The sequence below is a fragment of the Paenibacillus sinensis genome (assembly GCF_019904155.1).
Classification (GTDB): domain Bacteria; phylum Bacillota; class Bacilli; order Paenibacillales; family Paenibacillaceae; genus Paenibacillus_AQ; species Paenibacillus_AQ sinensis.
In genome coordinates this window covers 26742-47059 of sequence record NZ_JAHCMB010000153.1, presented here as the reverse complement: position 1 = coordinate 47059, position 20318 = coordinate 26742, and the positions used below count along the sequence as shown (strand labels likewise).

Sequence of the window (20318 nt, the reverse complement as noted above, 5' to 3'; positions counted from 1 at the left end):
TCGTAAATGGGGCTCTACATCACGCCCGGGGACTACGACCGGGCAGCGGCAAACGGGATCTGTGCCGCGACGCTTGAGCAGCGAGTAAGGATCTATGGTTGGGACACGGAGCGCGCCTGCACGCAGCCGGTGCGGCAGCAAGCGGACCGCAGCGAGTGGAGGGCTGTCGCTGACCGGAATGGAATAACCGCTACAGCCTTTTATCGTCGATTATCCGTCGGCTGGTCTCCTGAGCGAGCAGCGACGGAGCGGATGGTGCCAGTGGAAGAGTCTCTTCGGCGTGGCCGGGAGGTGCGGCGCAAGTACCCTCTGGAGTGGATCGAGACAGCAGCGCGAAACGGGATTCCCGCTGTGCTCTTCCGGGAGCGGGTCCGGGAACAAGGTTGGAGCTATGAGCGGGCAGCGACAGAGCCGCCGATGAGCCGATCGGAGAGCGGCAGGCTCGGGAAGCAGGCCCTTTTAAGGAGGAAAGCAGATGAAGTGGGAAGCTTTTGAATGTGACGATTGCGGCCGGCGTTATGCTCTGGAACAACCCGATGATGACGAGATTCCGGAGCCGCTTTGCCCTTCGTGTGGCAGTGGGTACAGTAAGCCGATCGAACTGGAGATGTTTGAGAGGGTCTGCCCATGATCCGCGCTCTGACAACAGAAGAAAAAGCTCTTAGCCAGGCGGCGAAAAAGCGGTCAAACAAGGCGCTTTCCGCCGAGCGGGCGAAAATACGCAAGCAGCGCGACGTTGCGTTCAAGGCAAATGCCAGTGAGGCTTACCGGGATGGTTTGCTCCGGCAGCTCCTTTCTATTAATAAAGATGTCAAAGGATCACCTGCTATCGTTCGGCTGTCCAGTGTCTGGTGGACCGGCGGTGAGATCGTGATCGATTACGAGCTGCTGCGCGGAATGCTTCGTCGACTGAAGGGTCGGTATATCTCATCCATGAAGGTGTCCGGCGGTGTACTGACGATTGTTCATTCCGTACCCTTTCAGCGGAACCGCGGAGAAGTGGAACTGTATCAGATCCCGGATTACCAGCGGATACACCTTACGGATCTACCAGTCATTGAACTTGATTTTGATTAACACTAAAGGCGGTATGCCCTGTGAAATTTGACAGACAGATAATCCTATCAACAGCCGGCAGCCGCCGGGCAACACACTGGCCAGCGCAAACGCTGATGTGGTCGGAGCTGGTAGAGCGGCTGCATGTGGCCGCGCGCGGTACCGAGACGCTGGCGCAGTATCTGGCCTTTCCCAAGAGCCAGCAGGACGACCTGAAGGATGTCGGCGGCTTCGTTGCCGGTGAGCTTGAAGGCGGACGCCGGAAGGCAGCAGCGGTGCTGCGTCGTGACGTCCTTACGCTCGACCTGGACAATATTCCTCCCGGCGGTACGGCGGATGTGCTGCGTCGCCTCGAGGGGCTTGGCTGTGCCTACGCGGTGTATTCGACGCGGAAGCACCATGAGGCCAAGCCGCGGCTGCGCGTGCTGGTGCCGGTAGACCGGAGCTTGCTTCCGGATGAATATGAGCCGATGGCGCGGAAGCTCGGGCAGATCATCGGCATGGAGCTGTGTGACCCGACAACCTTCGAGGCTTCACGGCTTATGTACTGGCCGAGCTGCTCGGCTGACAGCCAGTATGTGTTCGCGTTCGGGGACAAGCCCTTCGTATCGGCTGACGGCTTGCTTGGCATGTATACGGACTGGCGCAATATCCAGGAGTGGCCGCAGGTCCCTGGAGCCAGTGAGGCGCACGTCAAGCTGGCGGCCAAGCAGGGGGACCCGACGGCCAAGCCTGGCATCGTGGGGGCGTTCTGCCGGACGTATGACATTCACCAGGCGATCGAGACGTTTCTGCCGGGTGTGTACCTGGAGACGACAGACGGCAGCGGCCGTTTGACCTTCGCTGGCGGTTCTACGGTCGGCGGTGCCGTTGTATACGATGATGGCCAGTTCCTTTACTCGCACCATGCAACCGATCCGTGCAGCGGCCGACTGGTCAATAGCTTCGACCTAGTTCGGCTGCATCGGTTCGGCGCACAGGATGACGAAGCCAAGCCGGGGACACCGACCAATAAGCTGCCGAGCTATACGGCTATGACGGCGTTCGCCATGGAACTGGAGCCGGTGGCGGGGCTTTTGAAGCAGGAACGATACGAGCGGGCAGTGAGCGAGTTCGCCGCGGTGGAGTCAGTGCTAGGTCAGCCGGCCGCCGCAATGGAGGACACGAGCTGGATGTCCAAGTTGGAAATGAACAGCAACGGCATCTATATGAAGACCGTGGACAATTTACTCGTTGTGCTGGAGTATGATCCACGGCTACGCGGGAAGATTGCTTTCGACGAATTCGCCAATCGGGGCCTTGTCCTGGGGCCGCTTCCTTGGGACCCTCGACAGGATCGGCGGCCATGGGGCACCTCGGATGATGCTGGCATTTATCACTATACCGAGAAGGTCTACGGCATTGCTGTAGAGGCTAAAATGAATCACGCGCTGACGCTGATCAGCCACAGGCATCGGTTTAATGATGTCCGCCAATACCTGGAGGGACTGGAGTGGGATGGAATACGCCGGCTGGACACCCTGCTGACAGACTACTTGGGCGCGGCGGATACACCTTATACGCGTGCAGTTTCACGCAAGTCCATTACGGCGGCAGTAGCCCGCGCAATGACACCTGGGTGCAAATATGATTACATGCCGATCTTGGCCGGGAAGCAGGGGCTGGGGAAGAGCACCTTCCTGCGAATACTCGGCCGGCGCTGGTATTCTGACAGTCTGACGACCTTCGAGGGGAAAGAGGCCTGTGAAATGATTCAAGGTGTTTGGATCAATGAAGTCGGTGAACTGACAGGCATGAGTAAGTCGGAGAGCAACGCAGTTAAGCAGTTTCTGAGCCGGACAGAAGATATCTTCCGGGAGGCTTACGGGAAGCGGACGATGCCGTATCCGCGCCGATGCGTCTTTTTCGGGACGACCAACGATTCTGAGTTTCTTCGAGATCGGACGGGGAATCGACGGTTCTGGCCGGTGGACGTTGGTCAGATCGCGCCGGTAAAGAGCGTCTTCCACGATCTGGAGAACGAAGTGGATCAGATATATGCGGAGGCTGTCATGCGCTGGCGGCTCGGTGAGCCCCTGTTTTTGTCCGGAGAGATCGAGGAGCAGGCAAAGGAGCAGCAGGAGGCGCACAGGGAGTCGAATGCCAAGGAGGGCATTATCCGAGCATTTGTGGATCGCCCGGTGCCTGTAGACTGGCAGAAGCGCGATTTGCCGACAAGGCTGATGTACTGGGGCGGCGAATTCGGGAAACCCCACGAAGGGCAGGCAGTCGCCCGGGACCGGATATGCGCCGCCGAGGTGTGGTGCGAATGCTTCCGCAGCGACATCAAGTTCATGAAGCAGATGGATACCCGGGAGATCAATGGTATTTTATCTTCCTTAGCTGGATGGGAAGAGTACAAAGGCTGGTTCGGCCCCTACAACTGGCAACGCGGATTCCGCAAAAAGTAGCTTGGACAGTTGGACAGTTGACCCTTGGACAGATTGCTAAGTGTCCAAAATGGCTGTTGGACAGATTTTAAACTGTCCAAGCCAGTGTCCAAGTATCTGTCCAAGCGAAAAACCGCATAAAATCAATACTTTCTATTATTATTGGACACTTTGGACACTTAAATCTATCTAAAGAAGAAATAAAAGAATTATAGAAATTAGGTACACACATATTACGCCTAATACGCCTGATTACTAGAAAGTGTATGCGCACATGAGGCGCGCACGCGTAACACATCATGAGGAGGGTTGTCAAGTGAAGACTACATCCGAAGTTGCGACCTTTATAAAATCAAGCCCAGAGCTTGTAGCAATCATCCATAGTAGCAATGCCGTTAACGATGTCTATTCGCCGAAGAGCCCGCTAAGTTCGACAGCAGGACTTGCGCTTAAGTATTTCTGGTCAGGCTACGAAGGTGTGCAGTTCCGCTTCACCTTTGAACGAGTGTCCGGACGGAGTATCTGGATTGACCAATTGCGAAGCAGGCTCAAGGACGCAGTTCTGACGCTGATCGTTGAATATCGAATCGCGAAGGGGCTGAGCGATTGAGAGAGCGAGACATAGAGACCTATCTGCGGGACCGTGTCAGGGAGGCGGGAGGCCGAGCTTACAAGTGGACGAGCCCCGGGAACAACGGAGTGCCGGACCGTATTGTGATTCTGCCCGGTGGCACGGTTCGGTTTATCGAGTTGAAAGCGCCCGGCCAGAAACCGACCAAGCTTCAACTGGCGCAGCACCGCATTCTTCAAAACCTGGGCTGCCCGGTGCAGGTGATCGATAGTAAGGCACAAGTTGATGCCTTCCTGCTGGAAGCGAGTGGGTCATGAGCGCGCAGGCAAAGCCCCGGCATCAGTTCAAGCCGTGGGATTATCAGCGGTACTGTATCAATCGGTTGCTGACTGATGAGGCGCTGGGGTTATTTCTCGGACTGGGTCTTGGCAAGACGGTTATCACGCTGACGGCGGTCAACGATCTCAAATACAACCGGTTTGCTGTCCGGCGCTGCCTTGTCATCGCGCCCAAGAAGGTCGCGGAGCTGACCTGGACGACGGAGGCAGCCAAGTGGCAGCACCTTCAGCATCTGCGGATCGTGCCGGTGCTGGGGAGTACCCAGAAGCGGATCAAGGCGCTGAATACACCGGGTGATATCTGGGTGATTAACCGCGAAAACGTGAAGTGGCTGGTTGAATATTACCGGAATGCCTGGCCGTTTGACATGGTGGTGATCGACGAGCTGAGCAGCTTCAAGTCGCATCAGGCTCAGCGCTTCAAAGCCTTGACCTGGATTCGCCCGCACGTCAAGCGGATCGTCGGCCTGACCGGAACGCCGGCGCCGAACGGCCTGCACGATCTTTGGGCGCAAGTGTTCTTGCTGGATCAGGGCGCGCGGCTGGAGAAGAACATCACTGGGTACCGGACGGTGTACTTCGAGCGGAACTATAACGGGCACGGCTACATGGCGAAGCCCGGAGCGGATGATGCCATTCACCGAAAGATTGCCGATCTTTGTATCAGCATGAAGGCTGAGGATTATCTGGAGCTGCCTGATTGTATTACGAACGTGATCCCGGTTGCCCTGGATGCTAAGGCGGCAGAGCAGTACAAGCGGATGGAGCGGGATCTGTTGCTAGAGATCGAGGACACGGAGATTAGCGTTACAAGCGCGGCGGCGCTAACCGGTAAATTGCTTCAGCTTTGCAACGGGGCTCTGTACGACGCCGATCGCGGTGTCCATGAGATCCACGACTGCAAACTGGAAGCTTTCAGTGAGCTGATCGAGCAGCTGAACGGAGCACGGGCACTGGTGTTTTACAGCTTCCAACATGATCTGACCCGGCTACATGGTGTTCTGGATAAGACGAGCCTACGGGTGCGAGAGCTGCGGACGCCGCAGGATCAACTGGATTGGAATGCCGGTCAGGTCGATATCCTTCTGGCGCACCCAGCCAGTGCAGCCTATGGGCTCAATCTTCAAGACGGCGGGAATCATGTTGTATGGTTCGGGCTTACGTGGAGCCTGGAGCTGTACCAGCAGGCCAACGGCCGTCTTCACCGGCAAGGCCAGACCCAAAAGGTCATTCTGCACCACCTGGTCGTTCAGGGCGGCATGGACGAAGAGGTCATGGAGGCGCTGGAGAGCAAGGCCACGACGCAAGATCGACTATTGACGGCGCTGAAAGCGCGGATCGAGGGAGTGAGACCATGAACGAGATGGAGAAGCGCCGGGCCTTCCAGCGCGTGAAGTCGATGACAAACGAGTCATTTTGGAAATGGATGAACTGGATGCACTCCCGTGCCTACGCCAAGGCTGAGCAGCACTATCAGGAAGCCATGAACATTGTTCTTCAGCCGAAGCAGGCCAAAGCGGTTATCGCCAAAGCGCAGGAGATCCGCGAGACCTGGGACGGTATGGCCACAGTAACGATCGATGAGACGGAGGCTGCGGAGTGGCTGCCGCGGAAGCCCGTATGAAAAGCGGTGATCGTATGCGAACACCGATTCCAAGGCGGGACCTTGAACATGAGGCAGCCACGGGTCCTAGCCAAGTCGTTGAATATACACTGTCACCGGAGGAGCTGGCGGAGATCCGGGCCAAGTACCCGGCTACACCACGGGACAAGAAGTTCAAACCGCCGATTGAGATTAAGACCAAACCCAAGGAGGGACTAAACGAAATGGCCAAATTCAAGATGTCAGCAGAGGAATACTTCGCCGAGCGAGCAACCGGCAAGACTCTTGCACAGATTGCCAAGGAACAGGGCGTTTCGGAGGTGACGGTTTACAACCACATGGACAAATGGGCGAAGGAGGGCAAGGTTCCCAGACAGGTAGAGGAGCCGAAGCCCCTGCGTGAGAAGGATACAGAGCAGCGTCCGGCGACGGAGCTGATGGATAAAGCGGAGCGAGAGATTGAACGGCTGACGTCGGAGCTGGAGCAGGTCAAAGCTGAACGGTCGAGTGAGGTCAGCAGACTGATTGCCGAGCGCGACGGGATGCAGAAGGATCGGGACCAGATGAGCCAAGAGGTCTCACGGTTGACGCGGGAGCGGGGCGTGTTGGCTGCTGAAACACAGCGGCTGAATGGCGAAGTCGAGCACTGGAAAGCCCATGCTACTGAGACGCTGGCCTTGTCCGGTCAGGCCAGCGAGCACCTTCAGGCGGAGATCGAGCGGCTGACTGCCGAGCGGGACGAGCTTCTGAGTCATATCGCTGAGCTGGAAACTGAGCAGGTACCCGTTACCGCGACACTGATCAGTGATCCCGTCAACCATCCGGCCCATTACACAGCCGGGGCCATTGAGTGCATCGATGCGATCGAGGCGGCTACGGCCCAGCTATCCGGCAAGGAGGCTTATAGCACTGGCCAGATTATCAAGTACGTTTGGCGCTGGCGGATGAAGGGCGGCGCCGAGGATCTGCAGAAAGCCCGCTGGTATCTGGATCGGCTGATTGGGGCTACGGAGGTAGCGAAGGAGGCTTGAAGGGAGGGGCAACCAGAATGACAGAAGATCAGGCTATTGAGCAGCTTTCCAGCTACCGGGCCAAGCAGGCCCGCATTCAGGCGCTGGGGACTTACCGGGTCGGCGGCGGCATCCAGATCAGCAGGCTTTCCGAGGAAGATCACCTTCAGCAGCTTCACCGGCGACTCCGTGGGCTGCCGAGTTATCTGTACCTGACCAAGCGGGAGCAGGAGCTTGAGGCGACAGCTCATGCATATCTTCGGTTCTACCCAGCAGGAACCCGGGCCCAGCGCGCGGCGATCCCGGATATCGGAGCCTATGAAGAGGACGACAAGCTGCTGCAGGAGCTACGGGCAAAGATAGCGAAGGTGATCGACGCGCGCGGCGGCTGCAAGTACGATCTGGACGAAGTGCTGGAGCGTCTGGCAGAGCTACAGGACTTGCAGGCTGAGGTTAAGCGGGTGGATGATCTGTTGGCGGCACTCGCAGCGTATAAGCCGGATCATTCGCTGCTACTGCGACTTCGGTATATTGATGGCCTTCCTACGACGCAGGTTGCGGCGAAGCTGCATATCTCTGAAGCGACATACCGAAGAAGGAAACGTCGAGCCATTCAAGAATTGACCCAAATAAGTTGATCGGTAAATGATCGGTTATTGATCGTTTTTCATAAAATTCCCGTGTTATTATGATATTGTGGCAAAATTATAAGTACGGGCACAAACGCTATTATAATGAAAGAAACTAGGAGTAGAGTCGCTTTCGAGCGGCTCTTTTTGCTTTACTGTTTTAGCCTTCTAACATGTTTATATTCATGCTTATATTTATAGTTATATTAATGCTTATATATATGCATATATTAAGACCCTAGGGTACGGCCTTTCAGCCGCAGGACCTAGGGTCTTGTCTTCTGCTTACGCACTCTTTTCGAATGCGACCCTGTAACAATGTCCACGCACTCACTATGGAGTGCGACCCGTTACTTGGGCCGATTATTCTATGATTTCGGCCCGGATGATGATAGCGCTGATTGCATGCTACATCCAGATCAACGTCTGAAAATGTTGATCCGAACGGTGAGGGATTTGAACAAGAGTTCAATGCTCATCCGTTTCATCGGGCTCACTCCTTTCTCAGGGAGCTATGTTTATTCTATCTCAGAAATTACCAAATGTCACGGTAGGATAAAAGCACCTTGCGTAGAATCTATTCTTTGGAGGTGTATAAATCAATGATTATGACTAAGTTAATTTCTAATGCTCAAAAAGAGAAGTTTGAAAGAGAGCTTGAAGAATTTCTCGAAGAGAGCGAGATCTCTAGGGATTCCCTGATAGATATTAAATTTAGCGCAAGTATTTCTCAGGACAATAATCCCGAAGCATTTCAACCAGACAAGCTGTATGCGGCATTGATAATTTACGAACTTTAAAAAAGCGCCTTCGGGTGCTTTTTCTTTTACTGAAAAGGAGGCCTTGTGATGTCGCCATGAAGCTGACTGAGAAACAGAAACGATTCGCAGATCACTTTGTTGAAACTGGCAATGCGACGGAAGCGGCCGTCCTTGCGGGGTACAGTGCAAAAACAGCCAAGGAAACAGGTTATGAGAACCTCACGAAACCTCACATCCGCGAATACATCGATGCTCGGATAGCGGAGAAGGACAGCGCCCGGATCGCGAAGCAGGATGAGATCCTGGAGTTCCTAACCCATATCCTCCGCGGCGAGGTGAAGGAGCAGTTCCCGCTGGGTCTCGGCATGGGTGAGCAGCAACTGGTCAAAAAGGAGCTGGACGGTAAGGACCGGATCAAGGCTGCGGAGCTTCTCGGCAAGCGCTACGGCATGTGGGTGGACCGCCAGCAGCTTGATGGTACAGTCGGCGTGCAGATCATCGACGACATCGGGGGCGATCCGGATGCAGCAGATTAAGCTCTCCGAGATCGTCACGCCGCATTTTAAATCTTTCTGGCGGGCGTCGAATTCGCACCGGTACCTGAAGCATGTCCTGAAAGGTGGACGCGGATCGTCGAAGTCCACGCACATTGGGCTGAGGCTGATCAAGGACATGATGAAGTACCCGGTCACCGCCCTGGTCATCCGCAAGGTGGCCCGGACGTTGGAGGAATCGGTATTTGAGCAGCTCAAGGAGGCCATCGAGTTCCTCGGCGTCTCGGCCTACTGGCGAGTGATGAAGTCGCCGCTTCAGCTGATCTACCTCCCCCGTGGCAACAAGATCATCTTCCGAGGGGCCGACGATCCGCTGAAGCTCAAATCAATAAAGGTCAGCAAGTTCCCGATCGCGTTCATGTGGATCGAGGAGCTGGCCGAGTTCAAAACTGAAGAAGAAATCACGACCATCGAGAATTCCGTCCTTCGTGCGGAGTTACCGAATGGTCTTTTTTATGCGTTTTATTACTCGTACAACCCGCCGAAGCGGAAACAGAACTGGGCCAACAAGAAATATGAGTCTCAGTTCCTGCCGGCCAATACCTACGTCCACCATTCGACTTATCTGGACAATCCGCATCTTTCCAAGGCGTTCCTTCAGGAAGCTGAGGAGGCCAAGACCAAAGGCAAGATCGACAAGGACGGACTGTCCCTGCGGTACAAGTGGGAATATCTCGGTGAGGCAATCGGCAGCGGCGTCGTGCCGTTCGACAATCTCACGTTCCGCCGGATCACCGATGACGAGGTCAAGGCCTTCGATAACATTCGGCAGGGCATTGACTGGGGCTACGGGGTCGATCCGGTGTCTTTCGGGCGCTGGCATTATGACAAGACCCGCCGCAGGCTATATGCCTTGGACGAGCGGTACGGCGTGAAGATCAGCAACAGAGAGCTGGCTGAATGGATCAAGGAGCGGAAGTATCATGACGTGATGACGACAGCCGATTCCGCTGAACCCAAGTCCATTGATGAGATGCGCTCGGCAGGCGTGCGGATACGCGGTGCCAAGAAAGGCCCCGGTAGCGTTGAGTTCGGCGAGAAATGGCTGGATGATCTGGAGGAAATCGTGATCGATCCGAAAAGGACGCCGCATACCGCCAAGGAGTTCGAGGATATTGACTATCAGACTGATGCTGATGGTAACCCACGGGCCAAGCTGGAGGAGAAGGAAAATCACAGCATCGACCAGTGTCGCTACGCGCTGGAGGATGACATGCCGCGCGGCGGCGTATCGTTCAAAAAATGATGAGAGGAGGGATAAGCCTATGAGTACCATGCCTGAGATTCTGGCCAATCTGGACGCCAATGCCCCGCTGACCCTGCCGGAGATTATCCGCATCGAGAGCAGCGCCTGGCAGACGTCTGAAGAGCGGAAGCTGATGCTGACCGGGAAGCGGTACTACCGGGTCAAGAATGACGTGCTGGATCGCCGGCGGCGGACAATCGGTGATGATGGCCGTCTTGTTGAGGCACACAATCTGGCTGATAATCGGATTCCGCATGGCTTTGTCAGGAAGCTGGTCGATCAGAAGACCGGCTATCTGTTGTCCCGGCCGTTTGTGGCCAAGACAGAAGACAAGACCTATCAGGGCTTGCTGGACAGCTATTTTGATAAGAGCTTTCGTCGCATGCTGAAGAACATCGGCAAGGATGCCATTAACTGCGGCAAGGCCTGGCTGCAGGTCTATTACAACGAAGCTGGGAAGCTGTCCTTCATGCGCCTGCCGCCGGAAGAGTGCCTGCCGATCTGGCAGAATGCTGCTCATACGGAGCTGGCAGCGTTCATCCGGATGTACGACGTCGAAACCTATGTCGCCAAAACGAAGCGCGTGGTTCGGCGTATCCAGTGGTGGGATGATGCCGGCATGAAGCTCTACGAGGATGACGGACAGCTAAAGCTGATTGAGGAGAATAGTCATTTCTCGTATATCGACGGTGAAGCGGTCAAGCCCATGAACTGGGAACGGCTGCCGTTCATCTGCTTCAAGTATAACGACGAGGAGCAGCCTCTCATCGATCTGATTAAGCAGCAGGTGGATGATTACGATCGCCGGAAGTCGGACAATTCGAACAATCTGGAGGATCTGCCGAACAGCATTTACGTGGTCAAAAACTACAACGGTACGAGCGGCGGCGAATTCCGGAAGAACATCGCCACGTACCGGGTGGCCTTTGTGGACGGCGAAGGTGGCGTCGAGACAATCAGCTTGACCATCGATACCGAGGCTTACACGAACCACATGGAGGAGCTCCGGAAGAACATCTATGAGTTCGGCCGCGGAGTTGATACGCAGCGGCAGGAGGTCGGCAACGCCTCCGGGATCGCACTGAAATTTCTGTATGCTGATCTCGACATGGACATGTCAGACATGGAGGCCGAGTTCCAGGCGGCGCTCGAGCAGCTTCTCTGGTTCGTGGATACGCATATCGCCAACTCAGGCGGCACCGACTACGCGGATACGGATGTTGAGTTCATCTTCAACCGCGACATCCTGATCAACGAAACGGAAGCCGTCACCAACGCTAAGAACAGCGTAGGCGTGATTTCCACCCGAACCATTGTTGCGAATCACCCGTGGGTGACAGATACGGATGAAGAGCTGAAGCAGATGGACGAGGAGAAGGCCGAGGCAGAGGAATACGGTGGTCTGCCAGCGGAAGGAGGCGGAGACGATGCTCAGCGAGGAGACGGCGCAGCGGGTGGACAAGCTGGTTCAGGCGGTCGCGAACAGAGCGCTTAAGGTCTATGAGGCCGGTGGCAGTGATCCGGCAGCACTCGAAGCTCTGGCCAGCCTCATCACGGCCGCGCGGGGAGATCCGCCGGATGACAATAGCCCGGTTATCGGCTTCATCGTTCATTCGAGGGAACTGGAGGATGACGAATGAGATCCGCTGATTACTGGGCGAAGCGCATGGAGGAGTTGAACGAGGCGCTACTGTCCAAGGGCGACGCCTACGCCGCCGACATGAAGAAGGAGTATCAGAAAGCTCTCGCCCGCATCACGGCGGACACGGAGCGATGGTACGGCCGGCTGGCGGCCAATAACGAGGTCAGCCTGGCCGACGCCAAGAAGTTGCTGACAAGAGGCGAACTGAAGGAATTTAAGTGGACTGTCGAGGAATACATCGAGCGAGGCCGAGAGAATGCGATTGACCAGCGTTGGGCCAAGCAGCTCGAGAACGCCAGCGCCAAGGCTCATATTACCCGGCTCGAGCAAATTCAGATGCAGGTCCAGAACGAGGTCGAGCAATTAGCGGGCCGGCAGCAGAAAGGCGTTACGGGGCTGCTTGGCGAGACGTACAAGGACGGCTATTACCATTCTGTGTACGAGCTCGAAAAGGGCAAGGGCTTCGGTACCGGCTTTGCCAAGCTCGATGCCGGCCAGATCGATAAGACGCTGGCAAAGCCTTGGGCACCTGATGGCCGCAATTTTAGCAGTCGGATATGGGCTGACCGGACCAAGCTGAACAGCGAGCTGCAGACGACGCTGACACAGTCCCTGATTAACGGCTCAACCTCCGATAAGGTCATAAAAGACTTTGCCGAGCGAATGGGTGTGGCTGAGAGCAGCGCCCGCCGGCTTATTCTGACGGAGGCAGCTTACTTTGCCGGTCAGTCTCGTATGGATGCCTACCGGGAAACAGGCGTCAAGGAGTACGAGTTTGTGGCTACTCTGGATAGCCGGACAAGCGTCATCTGCCGGGACATGGACGGCGAGCGGATTAAGGTCAGCGATGCCCAGCCAGGCGTCAATTACCCGCCGCTGCATGCACACTGCCGCAGTACGACGGTTCCGGTAGTTGAAGATGCCGAACCAGGTGGTGAGCGGGCCGCCAGGAAGAAGGATGGCAGCTACCATACCGTTCCCGAGGATACAACCTATCCGGATTGGGCCGCCAAGCATGCACCGGAAGCTGCCAAGCCGATAGATTCACCGGAGCCGCCTAAAGCTGTAGATCCTCCGAAGGTGACAACGGTGGAACCTCCTTCTGATGTGATTGAGCCTGAAGTCTGGGAGCAGCCGGGTGTAGATGAACCGAATTCAGGTGTGAACCGGAAGTACAATCCTCGCGCCAGCTATTACTCGGAGCTCTCCGGCGTTACGGAGGAGGCTCTGGATAAACTGGCAGGAGTGAACCGGGAGATTGTTCGAACTGGATACAAAGAAGCTCGGGAAACGCTGGTCCTCATGAACAAGGATACTGGCGACGAGCTCCATCGCCTTTCCGGATCGATCAACAAGGTAACATTTACAGCCGAGCTCGATCAGAAATTGAGAGAGGCCCCGCCCCAATCCGTGATCTTGACCCATAATCATCCGCGCGGAACACGGGTGAATATAAAGGACGCTCTGAATCTGGCCGTTTATCCATCGTTACATAGCATTGTTGCCGCAGGCCATAACGGCGGTATCAGCTATGTAATTGCCGATACTGCTGCTGATGATGTCATGTTTTTCAAAACCTTGGAGGCTGTTCGCTTAGAGGTCTATGAACTGTTACAAAAAGACAAAAAATATGCTACACTGTCAAAGACAGCACAAGCTGAATATTTTGATTACAGGGTGCTGATCCGACTTGTTCAGGAACTGGGGTGGATGTATGGCGAAGACTTCTCAGCGGCAAAACGTGATCCGCGAATATGACGATACGCCTATAAGTTTTGATCCGAAAAAGACTGAACTTGCTGACATCATGAAGCAATGCGGTCTGGCGCCGGAAGAAATTGAACGACTACAGAATGAATTGAAACAAGACTGAAGCACTCACGCATAGGCGAGGGTGCTTTTTTCGTGGGCTGCGGCTGAGACTGCCGGAGCCCTATTCGCCGTTTCGGTACTGTCGGCGTAAAAGAACAGGACATCACCGGACGCGACCGGGTAAAAAGCGAAGATGAATGGAGGAATCCTGAATGAATAAAGAGCAATTTGTTGCATTGGGTTTGACTGATGATCTGGCTACAAAGGCCGCAGCCGCTTCGACGGATGAACTGAAAAGCTTCGTGCCCAAGGCGCGTTTTGACGAAGTGAACGATGCGAAGAAGCAGGCGGAGCAGGATCGGGATAAGGTATCCGGTCAACTTGAGGAGCTGAAGAAGTCCGCCGGCGACAATGAGGCGCTGAAGAAGCAGATCGAAACGCTACAAGGTGAGAACAAGACGACCAAAGAGCAGTACGATGCAAAGGTTAAGGACCTGCAGCTGACGACGGCGATTAAGCTGGCGCTGTCTGGCCAGGCCCATGACCCGGATATCGTCGCGGGGCTGTTGGACAAATCGAAGATTGAACTGGATGACAGCGGCTCTGTGAAGGGCGGTCTGGATGATCAGGTAAAGGCCCTGCGGGATAGCAAGGGCTTTTTGTTTGCTCCGAAAGAGGACAAGAAGCCGCAGTTCAGAGGGGCCAAACCGCCGGAGGGTGGCGATCCGAACGGCGGAGGAGCCGGGGAGGCCAGTGTAGGAGCCAATTTTGCAAAGGCAGCCAATGAGAGCGGAAAGCCCGCCGCAGGCACGCCGAATCCTTGGGGTTAAGGAAGGAGAATAAATCATGGTTTATGTGAAAAAGGAAAGCGTCTCGCAGCCGAATTTTCTGGCCAGCGCAGACTTCGTGAGCTTTACGTATCAAATCAGTAATACGGGTGTAACGGCGGACGCCAAAGGACGTAAGATCGTTCCGGCCGGCACGGTGTACCCGGCCAATGACGCCACAGCAATCGGCATCTTGCTCAGTGATGTCGATGTGACGAACGGTCCGCAGCCTGGCGCGGTGCTCGTCGAAGCATGGGTTTTGGAAGCTCGCCTGCCGGTAGCTCCGGTCGCTGCGGCCAAGACAGCCCTGGCTGGCAAGATCAAATTTAAGACGGTTGTGTAAGCAGCCGAGAAGGAGGATAACCAATGCCTACTGTATTGGAACTGTTTGAACAGAAAGAGATTCTGAATTACCTTGGCAATCGTCAATATCCGGCTCTGCTTGGAGAGACGCTGTTTCCTGAAGTGAAGCGGCAGTCGCTGGAGTTTGATGCGATTGTGGGTGCGAGCCGCATCCCAGTCATCGCATCGGTTCACGGCTTTGACACAGAGTCGGAGATCGGCAGCCGCGAGGCAAGCAAAATGGCGCTGGAGCTTGCGTTGATTAAGCGCAAGCTGCGTATGGGGGAACGCGAGATCATCGCGCTGGAGTCTCCCCGTAACGATGCGGAGCAGCAGTATCTGATGAGCCAGGTCTACAACGACATCGATGTCCTGGTAGCCGGTGTACGGGCCCGTGCTGAAGCCATGCGTATGGAGGTTCTGGCTAACGGTATCGTGACGCTGGCCGAAAACAACCTTTCCGCCACGATCGATTACGGTGTGCCGGCAGCGCATAAGGTCGTACTGAGCGGAACCGATCTCTGGTCCGATCCGGACGCTGACCCGATCGCTGATCTGATGGAATGGGCCGCAGCGCTTGACGTCAAACCGACCCGGGCACTCGCATCGACCAAATTGCTCGGTACGTTGGTTAAGCATCCGAAGGTGGTCGGAGCGCTCTATGGGGTCAATGGCAGCAACCGTATGGCCTCCCGTACGGAGCTCAATGCCTACCTGCAGCAGCTCGACCTGCCGGCTATCGCTGTCTACGATGGCAAATACAAAAAGCAGGCGGCAAACGGTTCGTACACCACTGAGCGGTACTTCCCGGAGAACAAAATTACCCTGTTCGGTCCGGACGCGCTGGGCGAAACCATCTACGGCCCAACGGCCGAAGAGATCCGTCTGACCCGTGATCCATCCATCCAGACGCAGACAATCGGCAACGTCCTGGCCATGGTCTACGAAGAAGGCGCTGATCCGGTATCGACTTGGACAAAAGCCGTGGCAACGGCACTGCCGAGCTTCCCGGAGGCGGATAACGTCTTCCAGGCTCAGGTTCTATAAGGAGGGTTTTCTACCATGAAGGTACAAGTGAATGAAATCCCCATCCGGCACGACGGGACTCGCTACGAAAAAGGCGAGTCCTTTTCTTTGCCCGATGCGCAATATGAGCGAATCAAGGATCATGTCACCGTGCTGGAAGAGACCGACGCGCAGTCGGTAGTAAGCAAATCTAAGACCAAAGCCGCCAGCGAGTAAGGAGGGATCGCCGTGCCGCTTGAAGACGAAGTGCTGGACTTGATCAAACAGCGGATGGGGCTGCAAGAGCCTGTGCTGGACGGCCTGATTAAGTCTTACATGGACGAAATCCGACAGCGCATCCTCAACTACACGCGGCAGCAGGTAGTTCCAACCGGGCTGAAATACACCTGGATGAACATGACGCTGGATCTGCTGAAGGTGCGGGAATATAACCGGCCGGAGGTAGCGGCGCTGCTGGGGGCTGAAGCTGTAGAGGTCAAAATCGGGGATACGTCAGTTAAGCTTGGCGCGTCTCCGAGCTTTACGGCTGACGTGATCGTTACCGGGTATGCAGCGGATCTTCGGCGGTACCGGCGTATGGGGTGGCAAGGATGATCAACTACAACAGATACCGCGCCGCGCTCGAGCTGACTTATGAGGACACCTGCACGGTTTACCGGTACCAAGACAACAAGGACCCGGTGAGCAAGGTCACGAAGCAGATTCCGGTTGCAGTATACGACTCGCAGGCGTGCCGACTCTCGCAGAGCGGTCTGGCTAAGGATGGGCAGACAGAAGCGCAGAATGATATCCAGTATGATGCCAAGCTGTTCATCTTCCCGGACATCGCTATTCGCGCCGGCGATCTGATTCTGGTGATCCGGAAAGCTCAACCGGACGAGCCCGTGCGCTTTGTTGCCGGTGAACCGTTCCCGTCGTATCCGACTCACCAGGAGATCGGGTTGACGCGTAAGGAGTGGGCCTGATGGCTGCCATGGGCAGTTTCGATTTTTCTGAAATCAAGAAGCTGGCTCAGGATCTGAAGGAGCTGGAGCAGGCCCTTCCATCCTTTTTCGAGGAGTGCGTCCGAGAACTGGCCCTTATCCTCTTACGAAAGACAGTAAAGCGGACGCCCGTGGATACGGGTCAACTCCGACGGAATTGGACAATCGGGCCGATCCGGCGAGAAGGTAACGGATATGAAGTCGAGCTTTACAATCCAACTGACTATGCAGCTTACGTCGAGTTCGGACATCGCCTGAAGCGCAAGGAAGGCTGGGACTGGGTTGAGGGTCGATTCATGATGACGATCAGCGAGCAGGAACTAGATCGCGAAATGCCGGCTATATTGGACCGGAAGATGAAGCGGCTGCTGGACCGCTTTATGGGAGGTTGAGGGATGGCTGAACAAGTGAGCTTTATGGACGTCCGCAATGCGGTGACGACCGCACTGGATACGGCTTTCCCGGCTATACCCATTCGCGGCGAGGAGATTAAGCAGAATCTGATCACCCCATGCTTCTTTGTACGTCTGCTGGAAGCAGAGCAATCCCGGGAAGTCAATCTGCGATACCGACGGGTCCATTCGTTCGACATTCACTATTTCCCGACGGATAGCCCTGCGATGAATGAGGAGATGCAAACGATAGCCGAACGCCTGTATGACGTGATGGAATATGTCTCCTCTGCCGCCGGTGGCTGTCGTGGAACAGGGATGCGACATGAGACCCAGGATGGCGTGTTGCATTTCTTTGTGCAGTACAACTTCCATGTGTTCCGCGAGCTCACCGCAGAAGTGAAAATGCAAAGAATGACCGAAAGGGGCGGATTGAAGTGAAAGAAGAAACGAAGATTACGGCTGAAAAGCAGTCAACGGAACAGACGTCGAACGTAAAGAGTCAACCTGTTGTACAGGAAGGATCGTTTACGCGGGAGCAGTTTTTGGCTTCCGCTAAATATTCATACCAAGATAAGGACGTGCTGGCGGCGCTGCTGGAGCCTGAGAAGCGGTACACAACGACCGAAGCGCAGCGATTGATTGAGGATTTTAAGAACAAGGAGGCGGAATAAATGGCAGGAGGAACATGGACACTGCAAAACAAGGCCAGACCGGGTGTCTACATTAACGTTGAAACTACTGGCGGAGCGTTGGGAGCGGCCGGAAGCCGTGGGATAACAAGCCTTGCGCTGGCTTTGCCTTGGGGACCGAGCAAGGTGATTACTCCAATCGTGGCTGGCGAAGATACCATGACGACGCTGGGGTATGACCTGAGCGCGCCGGAGCTTCTGCTGGTCCGCGAAGCCCTGAAGCGGGCCCAGACGGTTCTGCTGTACCGACTCAATACCGGCACGAAGGCAACAGCGACTGCCGGTAGTCTTACAGTGACTGCAAGAAACGGCGGCAGCCGCGGGAACGACCTGGCCGTCGTTATCCAAGCCAATATTGACGACAGCAGCAAATGGGATGTTAAGACGCTGCTGGTTGGAGATGTCGTAGATACACAGGTTGTAGCTGGCGTCGCTGATCTGATCGCTAATGATTGGGTTGTTTTCAGCGGTTCCGGTCCGCTTACTGCGACGGCTGGTGCTCCGCTGATCGACGGCGCTGACGGCACGGTAACCAATGCCGATCACACGGCATTTTTGGGAGTGCTGGAGCTGTACGATTTTCAGACAGTCGCTCTGCCGTCAACCGATAACACGCTGAAGTCTGTATACGCGGCATTTATCCGGCGTCTGCGCGAAGACGAAGGGAAGAAAATTCAGGTTGTGCTGGAAAACTACCCAACAGCTGATTACGAGGGTGTGGTTAGTGTCCGGAATGGTGTGGTTCTCTCCGATGGGACGACACTTACCGCGGCGCAGGCGACCGCCTGGGTGGCCGGAGCGACAGCGGGCGCCGAGATGAATGAATCGCTGACGTATTCGGCATACGACGGTGCGGTTGACGTGTCTCCGCGCTACACCAACAGTCAGATTGTGGCTGCGCTGAATGCCGGTGAGTTTGTGTTTACACCGGGGGACAATCGAGCGGTCGTAGAGCAGGACATCAATACCTTCCTTTCCTACACGCCGGCTAAGGGCAAGGCGCTGCATAAAAACCGGGTGATCCGGGTTCTGGATGGCATCGCAAACGACATGAAGCGAATCTTCGAAGCGTCATACATCGGAAAGGTCTCCAATAATTCCGATGGACGTGCCCTGTTCCGGAAGGAGATCGTGGTCTATATGACTGCGCTACAGGAGATTGACGCCATTCAAAACTTTGATGCCCAGACGGACGTTACCGTCTTGCCTGGCGCGGAGTCAGATGCAATCTACGTGGAAGCCAACATCCAGCCGGTGGACAGTGTTGAAAAAGTCTACATGAAAGTGAAGGTGGGTTAATATGGCGTTTTTGAAAGCGAGCGATACGATTTCGGGTCAGGAGGGCCGGGCTTACGCCACGATTAATGGCCAGGTCGAGGAGATGTTCTACATCAAAACGCTTGAGGCTAAGGTAGAGAAGGAGAAGGCCGATGTTAAAACGCTCGGCCGTCGGGGAACACAGCATAAGACAACCGGCTGGAACGGGACGGGTAGCATGACGATTTACTACGTGACGAGCCGATTCCGGCAATTGATGCTGGATTACATTAAAACGGGTAAAGACACGAATTTTGACATCACCATAACGAATGAGGACCCGAATACGAGCATCGGTCTTCAGACGATCACGCTGCTCGGCGTTAATCTCGACAGCGTCGTCATGGCATCGTTGGATACGGAGTCCGAGGCGCTGGAAGAAGACATCGATTTTACGTTTGAAGATGTCGACATGGGTCAAGCGTTCACAGCCCCGACACTGGGATAAATCACGAGGAGGATTAAGAATATATGAGCGATTTGAGTTTTTTCTTTGCGCAAAACGCCGCTGGGCCGACAACAGAAGATTTCGTCGTATCGACACGCTTCAAGGACAAAGACGGCAAGCCGATCCCTTGGAAGCTTCAGAGCATTTCCGAAGAAGATAACAAGGCGATACGTAAGTCGGCTACGAAGCGGAACAAGGGCAAGTACGGTCAATACACGACCGAAACGGACTCCGATGATTACGTGGCCAAGCTGGTTGTGGCCAGCGTTGTCTACCCGGACCTGAAGAGTGCGGAGCTTCAGAAGTCTTATGGCGTGTTGGGTGCAGAGGTATTGCTTCGGAAGATGCTGCTGCCTGGCGAATTCGCCGCGCTCGTGGATCGGGTGCAATCGCTGAACGGTTTTGATCAGGACATCAACGAACTGGTTGAAGAGGTAAAAAACTAATCGAGCAGGGCGATAGCGATGCCAATCTGGCATACTACGCCCTGCATGAACTGCATATTCTCCCGCATGAACTGATGTCAATGGACAAGCGGGAGAGAGCAGCAATTTATGCCATGATTATGGTTCGGGTGGAGAAGGAGCGCGCGAAGAAATAGGGATAGACCCTCATACTCTCCATTTGGTATATTAGTAAA

At 55.3% G+C, this 20318-nt stretch carries 27 protein-coding genes; all 27 read left to right on the top strand.

What is annotated here, in order from left to right; translation table 11 throughout:
• Positions 1-6 precede the first annotated feature (6 nt).
• The 27 genes from KIH86_RS17860 (at position 7) to KIH86_RS17730 (ending at position 20124) form a co-directional block, all read left to right on the top strand.
• A complete protein-coding gene (locus KIH86_RS17860) occupies positions 7-495 on the top strand; it encodes a hypothetical protein (protein ID WP_223082214.1) in 489 nt (162 codons plus the stop codon).
• Between the two features lie 132 nt (positions 496-627).
• The gene (locus KIH86_RS17855) at positions 628-1077 is read left to right on the top strand and encodes a hypothetical protein (protein WP_223082217.1); all 450 of its coding nucleotides are present in this window, start codon (positions 628-630) and stop codon (positions 1075-1077) included.
• Positions 1078-1097: 20 nt separating this feature from the next.
• Positions 1098-3506 (top strand): virulence-associated E family protein, encoded by a 2409-nt coding sequence (locus KIH86_RS17850; protein WP_223082218.1) that lies wholly within the window; start codon positions 1098-1100, stop codon positions 3504-3506.
• 295 nt (positions 3507-3801) lie between these two features.
• The gene (locus tag KIH86_RS17845) at positions 3802-4095 is read left to right on the top strand and encodes a hypothetical protein (protein WP_223082220.1); all 294 of its coding nucleotides are present in this window, start codon (positions 3802-3804) and stop codon (positions 4093-4095) included.
• Complete coding sequence (locus KIH86_RS17840) at positions 4092-4373, top strand: PDDEXK family nuclease (protein WP_223082222.1); 282 nt, start codon at positions 4092-4094, stop codon at positions 4371-4373. Before KIH86_RS17845 ends, KIH86_RS17840 begins: the two co-directional genes overlap by 4 nt.
• The gene (locus KIH86_RS17835; protein WP_223082224.1) at positions 4370-5752 is read left to right on the top strand and encodes a DEAD/DEAH box helicase; all 1383 of its coding nucleotides are present in this window, start codon (positions 4370-4372) and stop codon (positions 5750-5752) included. Before KIH86_RS17840 ends, KIH86_RS17835 begins: the two co-directional genes overlap by 4 nt.
• Positions 5749-6018 carry a hypothetical protein gene (locus KIH86_RS17830; RefSeq protein ID WP_223082227.1) on the top strand — a complete coding sequence of 90 codons (270 nt, stop codon included), beginning with the start codon at positions 5749-5751 and terminating at the stop codon, positions 6016-6018. Before KIH86_RS17835 ends, KIH86_RS17830 begins: the two co-directional genes overlap by 4 nt.
• Before the next feature lie 14 nt (positions 6019-6032).
• Complete coding sequence (locus KIH86_RS29590; RefSeq protein WP_235775466.1) at positions 6033-7028, top strand: DUF3310 domain-containing protein; 996 nt, start codon at positions 6033-6035, stop codon at positions 7026-7028.
• A 17-nt stretch (positions 7029-7045) separates the two neighbouring features.
• Positions 7046-7645, top strand: coding sequence for a sigma factor-like helix-turn-helix DNA-binding protein (locus KIH86_RS17820; RefSeq protein WP_223082229.1), 600 nt, complete (start codon positions 7046-7048; stop codon positions 7643-7645).
• A 593-nt stretch (positions 7646-8238) separates the two neighbouring features.
• A complete protein-coding gene (locus tag KIH86_RS17815; RefSeq protein WP_223082231.1) occupies positions 8239-8436 on the top strand; it encodes a sporulation protein Cse60 in 198 nt (65 codons plus the stop codon).
• 56 nt (positions 8437-8492) lie between these two features.
• Entirely contained in the window at positions 8493-8933 is a 441-nt protein-coding gene (locus KIH86_RS17810; protein WP_223082234.1) for a terminase small subunit, read from the top strand.
• Positions 8920-10197 (top strand): PBSX family phage terminase large subunit, encoded by a 1278-nt coding sequence (locus KIH86_RS17805; protein ID WP_223082237.1) that lies wholly within the window; start codon positions 8920-8922, stop codon positions 10195-10197. Before KIH86_RS17810 ends, KIH86_RS17805 begins: the two co-directional genes overlap by 14 nt.
• A gap of 19 nt (positions 10198-10216) precedes the next feature.
• Complete coding sequence (locus KIH86_RS17800; RefSeq protein ID WP_223082241.1) at positions 10217-11692, top strand: phage portal protein; 1476 nt, start codon at positions 10217-10219, stop codon at positions 11690-11692.
• The gene (locus KIH86_RS17795; protein WP_223082244.1) at positions 11625-11837 is read left to right on the top strand and encodes a hypothetical protein; all 213 of its coding nucleotides are present in this window, start codon (positions 11625-11627) and stop codon (positions 11835-11837) included. The genes KIH86_RS17800 and KIH86_RS17795 overlap by 68 nt, the downstream gene beginning before the upstream one ends.
• Complete coding sequence (locus KIH86_RS17790) at positions 11834-13597, top strand: minor capsid protein (protein WP_223082246.1); 1764 nt, start codon at positions 11834-11836, stop codon at positions 13595-13597. Before KIH86_RS17795 ends, KIH86_RS17790 begins: the two co-directional genes overlap by 4 nt.
• A gap of 266 nt (positions 13598-13863) precedes the next feature.
• Positions 13864-14481 (top strand): phage scaffolding protein, encoded by a 618-nt coding sequence (locus KIH86_RS17785; RefSeq protein WP_223082249.1) that lies wholly within the window; start codon positions 13864-13866, stop codon positions 14479-14481.
• Positions 14482-14497: 16 nt separating this feature from the next.
• Positions 14498-14821, top strand: coding sequence for a hypothetical protein (locus KIH86_RS17780; RefSeq protein WP_223082251.1), 324 nt, complete (start codon positions 14498-14500; stop codon positions 14819-14821).
• A gap of 23 nt (positions 14822-14844) precedes the next feature.
• Positions 14845-15867, top strand: a complete 1023-nt coding sequence (locus KIH86_RS17775) for a major capsid protein (RefSeq protein ID WP_223082254.1) — start codon at positions 14845-14847, stop codon at positions 15865-15867.
• A gap of 15 nt (positions 15868-15882) precedes the next feature.
• Complete coding sequence (locus KIH86_RS17770; RefSeq protein WP_223082255.1) at positions 15883-16062, top strand: DUF7210 family protein; 180 nt, start codon at positions 15883-15885, stop codon at positions 16060-16062.
• 12 nt (positions 16063-16074) lie between these two features.
• On the top strand, positions 16075-16440 hold the full coding sequence (locus KIH86_RS17765) for a DNA-packaging protein (RefSeq protein ID WP_223082257.1): 366 nt from the start codon (positions 16075-16077) through the stop codon (positions 16438-16440).
• On the top strand, positions 16437-16811 hold the full coding sequence (locus KIH86_RS17760; RefSeq protein ID WP_223082260.1) for an ABC transporter ATP-binding protein: 375 nt from the start codon (positions 16437-16439) through the stop codon (positions 16809-16811). Before KIH86_RS17765 ends, KIH86_RS17760 begins: the two co-directional genes overlap by 4 nt.
• Positions 16811-17221, top strand: coding sequence for an HK97 gp10 family phage protein (locus KIH86_RS17755; RefSeq protein WP_223082263.1), 411 nt, complete (start codon positions 16811-16813; stop codon positions 17219-17221). Before KIH86_RS17760 ends, KIH86_RS17755 begins: the two co-directional genes overlap by 1 nt.
• A 3-nt stretch (positions 17222-17224) precedes the next feature.
• Positions 17225-17662, top strand: a complete 438-nt coding sequence (locus KIH86_RS17750) for a phage tail terminator family protein (RefSeq protein ID WP_223082267.1) — start codon at positions 17225-17227, stop codon at positions 17660-17662.
• On the top strand, positions 17659-17895 hold the full coding sequence (locus KIH86_RS17745; RefSeq protein ID WP_223082269.1) for a hypothetical protein: 237 nt from the start codon (positions 17659-17661) through the stop codon (positions 17893-17895). The genes KIH86_RS17750 and KIH86_RS17745 overlap by 4 nt, the downstream gene beginning before the upstream one ends.
• Positions 17896-19212: a phage tail sheath family protein gene (locus KIH86_RS17740; protein WP_223082271.1), complete on the top strand. Its 1317-nt coding sequence runs from the start codon at positions 17896-17898 to the stop codon at positions 19210-19212.
• Position 19213: 1 nt separating this feature from the next.
• Positions 19214-19678, top strand: coding sequence for a phage tail tube protein (locus tag KIH86_RS17735; protein ID WP_223082274.1), 465 nt, complete (start codon positions 19214-19216; stop codon positions 19676-19678).
• A gap of 23 nt (positions 19679-19701) precedes the next feature.
• The gene (locus KIH86_RS17730) at positions 19702-20124 is read left to right on the top strand and encodes a phage tail assembly chaperone (protein WP_223082275.1); all 423 of its coding nucleotides are present in this window, start codon (positions 19702-19704) and stop codon (positions 20122-20124) included.
• Positions 20125-20318: the final 194 nt, after the last annotated feature.